This window comes from Streptomyces sp. DvalAA-43, assembly GCF_900091725.1.
GTDB lineage: Bacteria > Actinomycetota > Actinomycetes > Streptomycetales > Streptomycetaceae > Streptomyces > Streptomyces pulveraceus.
The window spans coordinates 1-2,483 of record NZ_FMBW01000072.1; the positions used below are offsets into that span (position 1 = coordinate 1).

Sequence of the window (2,483 nt, forward strand, 5' to 3'; positions counted from 1 at the left end):
TTACCTGGGGCGTACGGATGACCAGGTGAAGGTTCGTGGCTACCGGATCGAGCTGGGTGAGATCGAGGCGGCGCTGCTGGGTGAGGAGGGTGTGGCGCAGGCGGCGGTGGTCGTTCGTGAGGATGTTCCCGGTGACAAGCGGTTGACTGCGTATCTCGTGCCGGGTGCTGGTGCTGGTGTTGTGGTGGATCCGGTGGAGGTCAAGGCCGGTGTGGGAGCGGTGTTGCCGGAGTACATGGTTCCTTCGGCGATCGTTGTCCTGGATGCGTTGCCGTTGACGGTGAACGGCAAGCTGGACCGGCGTGCGTTGCCGGCTCCGGATCACACCGCCGCTCTGGAGGTGTCCTACCGGGCTCCGCGGACGCCGGACGAGCAGTTCCTGTGTGAGACGTTCGCCGACATTCTGGGCCTTGAGCGGGTCGGTATCGATGACAATTTCTTCGAGCTCGGTGGGCATTCGCTGCTGGCGGTGACGCTTGTGGAGCGGTTGCGTTCGCGTGGTGTGGTGGTGTCGGTGCGGGCGTTGTTCCAGACGCCGACGCCTGCTGGTCTGGCTGCGGATGGCGGGGCGGGTCCGGTGTTCGTGGTGCCGGAGAATCGGATTCCGGGTGATGCCACGGTTCTGGCGCCGGAGATGGTGACGCTTGCCGAGCTGACCCCAGCCGATCTCGACCGGATCGTCGAGGCGGTTCCGGGTGGTGCGGCGAACATTGCGGACATCTATCCGCTGGCGCCGTTGCAGGAGGGGATCTTCTTTCATCACCTGCTGGATGCGGAGCAGGGCCGCGATGTGTATATCGTGCCGACGGTGCTGGGGTTCGATTCCCGGCAGCGCGTGGACGAGTTCATTACTGCGTTGCAGCGTGTCGTCGATCGCCATGACATTCTGCGTACGGCGGTGCTGTGGGAGAGTCTTTCCCAGCCCTTGCAGGTCGTTCAGCGGCAGGCGGCTCTTCCCGTTCACGAAGTGACGCTCGCACCTACTGGCGGCGGCGACGCGACGGCTCTGCTGTTGGAGGCGTGTCCGGCGTCGATGGACATCCGGCTGGCGCCGATGATCGACGTGACGATCACCCAGGACACTCGCGACGCCGACGGGGATCGTTGGCTGATGGCGTTGCGGACCCATCACCTGACTCGTGATCATCAGGCGTTGGAGATCTTGCTCGATGAGGTGCGTGCGCATCTGGAGCATGAGGAGGGGCGGCTTGCTGAGCCTGCTCCGTACCGTGACTTCGTCGCGTACTCGCGCCTGGCTGTTTCGCCGGAGCAGCACCGCGCCTACTTCGAGCGGGTGCTCGGTGGGGTGGAGGAGCCGACCGCGCCGTATGGCGTCTTGGACACTCACGGTGACGGTAGTGGCACCGGTGAGACTGTGGTGGAGCTTGCCGCGGAGGTGGCTGAGCGGTTGCGGGCGCAGACGCGTCGGCATGGTGTGAGCGCGGCGGCGTTCTTCCACCTTGCCTGGGCACGGGTGGCTGCTGCGACGACCGGCCAGACCCACCCCGTCTTCGGCACCGTCCTCCTGGGCCGCATGGAGGCCGGGGAGGCTTCGGACCGTACTCCGGGTCTGTACATCAACACGTTGCCGATCCGGATCGACGCGGCCCAGACCCTGGACCAGGGCCTGGGAACCGTACAGGCTCAATTGGGCGAGCTGTTGGCGCATGAGCATGCATCGTTGGCCCTGGCGCAGCAGGTTACGAGTTTGCCGGCGCAGAGTCCGCTGTTCACCTCACTCCTCAACTATCGGCACAGTAAGCCGAATGCGATTTCCGCTCCGGATCAGCTTCCGGATACCGGAATCGTGGGGATCGATATTCTCCATGCTCAGGAGCGTACGAATTATCCGTTGACGGTGTCGGTTGATGACACGGGTGTCGGGTTCCGGTTTGTGGTGCAGGCTGTTGCTCCGATGGATTCGGGTGTGGTGTGTGGCCTGTTCGAGACCGCTGTGATGAATTTGGTGGTGGGGCTTGAGGAGCGGTCCGGCGTGGTGCTGGATCGGGTTCCGGTTCTGGATGACCGGCAGCGTGAGTTGGTGTTGTCGGGGTGGAATGACACGGTGCGTGAGGTTCCGGCGACGACGTTGCCGGATCTGTTCGAGGCGCAGGTGGTGCGGTCGCCTGATGCGGTTGCGGTGGTGCATGAGGGCGAGAGTCTGTCGTATGCGGAGTTGAATGCGCGGGCGAACCGTCTGGCTCATCTGCTGGTGGCTGAGGGGGTGGGGCCGGAGGATCTGGTTGCGGTGTGTTTGCCGCGTTCGGTGGATCTGGTGGTGTCGCTGCTGGCCGTGGTGAAGGCGGGGGCTGCGTATCTGCCGCTGGACCTGGACTACCCGGCGGAGCGCTTGGTGGCGACGGTTGCGGACAGTGGTCCGGTGGTGGTGGTGACCGCTGGTGGTGTCGGACTGGGCGCAGATGTGGGTGTGCGACGGGTTGTCCTGGACGACCCTGCTGTGAGTGGTGTTCTGTCACGGATGG

1 protein-coding gene is annotated in these 2,483 nt (G+C 64.6%); it reads left to right on the forward strand.

From position 1 onward, the window contains the following. Positions 1-25: 25 nt before the first annotated feature. Positions 26-2,483: condensation domain-containing protein (locus GA0115234_RS31050; protein ID WP_161275698.1), on the forward strand; the 2,458-nt coding region annotated here is incomplete at its 3' end.